Origin of the sequence: Syntrophorhabdus sp., from assembly GCA_012719415.1 — a bacterium.
In the GTDB taxonomy this organism is placed as follows: domain Bacteria; phylum Desulfobacterota; class Syntrophorhabdia; order Syntrophorhabdales; family Syntrophorhabdaceae; genus Delta-02.
The window spans coordinates 1-3,885 of record JAAYAK010000165.1; the positions used below are offsets into that span (position 1 = coordinate 1).

The 3,885-nt window shown below is 60.5% G+C and carries 4 protein-coding genes; all 4 read right to left on the bottom strand.

Annotated features, from left to right (window positions below; translation table 11 throughout):
* Positions 1–643 (bottom strand): hypothetical protein (locus GXX82_09745; GenBank protein NLT23318.1); only part of this gene is annotated, 643 nt, incomplete at its 3' end.
* 11 nt (positions 644–654) lie between these two features.
* Entirely contained in the window at positions 655–3,006 is a 2,352-nt protein-coding gene (locus tag GXX82_09750) for a molybdopterin-dependent oxidoreductase (protein ID NLT23319.1), read from the bottom strand.
* A 19-nt stretch (positions 3,007–3,025) separates the two neighbouring features.
* Positions 3,026–3,496: a (2Fe-2S)-binding protein gene (locus tag GXX82_09755; GenBank protein ID NLT23320.1), complete on the bottom strand. Its 471-nt coding sequence runs from the start codon at positions 3,494–3,496 to the stop codon at positions 3,026–3,028.
* A partial coding sequence (locus GXX82_09760) for a xanthine dehydrogenase family protein subunit M (GenBank protein NLT23321.1) occupies positions 3,496–3,885 on the bottom strand: 390 nt, incomplete at its 5' end. The genes GXX82_09755 and GXX82_09760, both read right to left, overlap by 1 nt.

Sequence of the window (3,885 nt, forward strand, 5' to 3'; positions counted from 1 at the left end):
ACTTGAACCACCGCGGTTCGTCGAAGCGTTCCGTGCTTCTCATTATCCGGCTCGTGTAGTTCATGGCGTATTCGGAACGGAGTTTTTGGGTTATGCGCCGGTAGTCTTCGTTCATCAGGAGCCTGCCGACGTCCATGGCGTCCTTGAAGGTGAATTCGGCGATGATCTCGCTGATGCCGCCGATCAGGACGTTCCAGCCACCCGTGACCTCCGCGTAGGTGATCCTCTGCATCGTGGGGATATGCTCGTTGATGACGAAATCGGCGTAAGCCTTCTTCACGCCCGGTTTCAGGTCATAGTACTGGTTGAGCTTCCAGACACCCTTCTGGATGGTATACTTGCCGCGTTTGACCGCGCCCGTGGGCTCCAGAACGGAGCCCCGGTAGTTCATGACAATGGTCTTGAGAAGCCGGAGGAGGTCCTTGAACCTCTTTCCCGCGATGGTCTTCAGGACCTCCTCCGTTTCGTTCACGCTGAACACGGCAACTATGCGGGGACCGAAGCCCACCTCCACATAGTAACCGCCGACGGGTATGAGACCCATCTCCGCCATTTCCGGCAAATAGGTGTCGACTATGAACTGTGCGTATTCAACATCCTTCCCCTGGATTATGTCCCAGCTCTGCGTGAACAGCACAGACATGCGTCGTCCTCCTATTTCTTCTGCTTCTCCTTCATGGCCGCGAAAAGACGCTCCGAGGTAACGGGTAGCTCGTTGATCCTCACCCCCACCGCGTCGTAGATGGCATTGAGGATGGCGGGAATAGTGGGCATTATGGCGCCTTCCCCCACCTCTTTGGCCCCGAAGGGTCCGTTCGGCTCATCGCTTTCGATGATGACGGTCTTGACGTTCGGCATGTCGAGCGCCGTAGGGATGCGGTATTCCCCCAGGGAGGCGTTGGCAACCCGGCCCTTCGCGTCGAATCTTACCTCCTCAAAGAGCGCCTCGCCCAATCCCATCGAAAGAGAACCCTGCATCTGCCCTTCCACGTTCGTGCGGTTAATTGCAAAGCCACAGTCATGGGCGTCGGTCATGGCATCAATGGTGACCTTGCCCGTCTGTTCGTCCACCGTCACCTCCACGACCTGAGCGGAGCACCCGTATGCCGGCGACGTCCCCACCGCGGCACCCTTGTACTTGCCCCCCAGTTCGCCCGGCTTGTATGCGCCATTACCGATTATAACACCTCGGGTGATAAAAGCAACACGCGCCGCCTCTCTGAAGGTAAGCTCCGCTCCCGAAGGCTGGTCTTCCCATCCCCGGTGCTCCTTGATGTACAACGTCCGCAGCCGGGAGAAGTCGGGCTTGCCCTTCCTGAAGATGACGACACCGCCCGCGATGTCCATGTCCCCGACCGTCACGCCCAGCTGCTCCGAAAGCGCCTCGAGCACCTGCCGCTTCGTGTCTTCCGCGGCCATCTTGACGGCATGGCCGGACATGAGGGTCTGCCGTGATGAATAGGCGCCCAGATCGACGCCGAAATCGGTGTCTCCTGAGTGCACCATCACGTCATCAAGAGAGACACCGAGGGCCTCCGCTGCGATCTGTCCAAGAATGGTGTCCGACCCCTGGCCTATCTCCGCCGACGCGGTGTAGAGGTTCACCCCGCCGCCGTCCTCGGTGAGCCTGATCGTTGCCGTGGAATGGAACGTCTCGGACCGGTAGATGGGATACCCGGCCCCGGACACGAAGAACCCGCAGGCGACCCCTATTCCCTTGCCTCTGGGAAGCTTCCCCTTCTTGGCGGCCCAGTTCGAGCCGTCACGCACTCCCTCGAGGCACTCCTGCATACCGAGGCTCGACATGTTGAAGTCGTTGCAGGTCACGTCGCCGGTCTTCATCATGTTCTTCAACCTGAATTCCACGGGGTCCATGTTGAGCTCGGCGGCGATGGTGTCGAGCTGCTGTTCCCATCCCGCCCGTGCGGCGACGCCGCCATGTCCGCGCTGGGCGCCGCAGGTGGGCTTGTTCGTGTAAATGCGGTAACCATCGTATTTCATGTTCGGAAGTCTGTAGGGCGCACCCAGGAGGGACCCCGCGTAGTATATCGTGGCGATGCCGAAACTTGAATAGGCCCCGCCGTCAAGGTAACAGGTATTGTGAAGGGCCATGATGGTCCCGTCCTTCTTCACTCCCGTCGTGAATTCGTGGAAGAACTGGTGCCGGGCCCGGGAGTGCAGAAAGACCTGTTCGCGGGAAAAGAGCATCTTCACCGGCCTGCCCGTCCGTTTCGACATGAGGCACGCCGCGATCTCCATGGCGTTCACCGCCGCCTTGGGGCCGAACCCGCCCCCCACGTAGGGTTTTACGACCCGGACCTTGCCCACGGGGAGGCCGAGCACCATGGCGATGCTCCTCTGGACATAATGGACCGACTGCGTCGACGACCAGAGCGTGAGGTTCCCGTTGAGATCATACTGGGCAAGACAGGCCTGGGGTTCCAGGAACCCGCCGTCCTGCCTCTTGTTCGTGAACCTGTCGGTCCTGACGATGTCACATTCCTTCAAGGCCTCTTCGAAATTGCCGAATTCCTGGTGGACCTCGGCGCTCACGTTGCCGGGAAAGTCTTCATGTATGGCGATCGCCCCTTCCGCCATGGCCGACTCGATATCGAGAAGCACCGGAAGCTCCTCGTAGTCGACCTTGATGAGGGACACCGCCTCCATTGCCGTTTCGAGGTCCACGGCCGCGACGGCCGCTATCTCGTCCCCGACATAGCGGACCTTGTCGGAGCAGAAGACCTGCTCGTCATACCGGGCAGGACTGACACCGTACTTCACGAGTCCCGCTTCCTTCCATGTGACCACGTCCCTCACACCGGGGAGCTTTTTTGCCGCCGTCACATCGATATTCAGTATCTTCGCGTGCGCCAGGGGACTCTGCAGCATCGCCCCGTAGAGCATGTTGGGCATGGAAAGGTCCGCCGTGTACCGGGCATCGCCCGTTGCCTTCGCCCTGGCATCCACCCTGGGCAGCCGCGTGTTTATCACGTTGTATGCCTTCATAGTCCTTGCCTCCTCCTCATCATCCCTTCATTCTTCTGGAAGCTTCCTGCACCGCCTCCACGATCTTCTGATACCCCGTGCACCGGCAGAGGTTGCCCGAAAGGGCCTGTCTCACCTCCTGCTCTGTCGGGTGGGGATTCTTCTCGAGAAGGCTCGTGGCGGAAAGGATCATTCCGGGAGTGCAGAAACCGCACTGGATGGCACCCAGTTCCACGAATGTCTCCTGGACAGGATGAAGGGAGTCGCCGTGGGCCACCCCTTCTATCGTCTTTATGCGGGAGCCGTCGGCCTGGACCGCGAGGACAAGGCAGGAGTTCACCGGTTTGCCGTCGAGGACCACCGTGCACGCGCCGCAGTCACCCACGCCGCATCCCTCCTTCGTTCCCAGGAGGTTCAGGTCTTCGCGCAACACCTGGGTCAGGGTCTTGTTGGGGGCAACGGCCACCTCGTATTCCGTATCGTTGACTGTGAGAGTGATCAGCTTTTTCATCACGCATTCCCCCCTTTCGTGTCCCGGGCATCCTTGAAAGCCCTGAGCAGTGTCCTCTTTACGAGGGTGTTGACCATATCCCGGCGGTATTCGGCTCCGCCGCGCATGTCGGTGATGGGAGATGAGTCACCGACCGCGAGCGAGGCGGCCTTCGCAAAGAGGTCTTCCGACGGGCGCTGGCCCATGAGGGCCTTTTCCGCCGACACCGCGTGTATGGCGGTGGGCGCCACGGAGCTCAGGATGACGCGTGCATCGACGATCACCCCGTCAGGTTTGTCGAGCGTCAGTCTTGAGGACACCGCGACGATGGCGATCTCAAGCGCGGCCCTGTGGCCGAGCTTGATATAGTCGGCACCCGTGAACGGCGGCGGGGAAGGTATGACGATCCG

Bases quoted from the DNA above. Each gene is read 5' to 3' on its own strand.
- GXX82_09750 (NLT23319.1), bottom strand. From the start codon at position 3,006: ATGAAGGCATACAACGTGATAAACACGCGGCTGCCCAGGGTGGATGCC.
- GXX82_09755 (NLT23320.1), bottom strand. From the start codon at position 3,496: ATGAAAAAGCTGATCACTCTCACAGTCAACGATACGGAATACGAGGTG.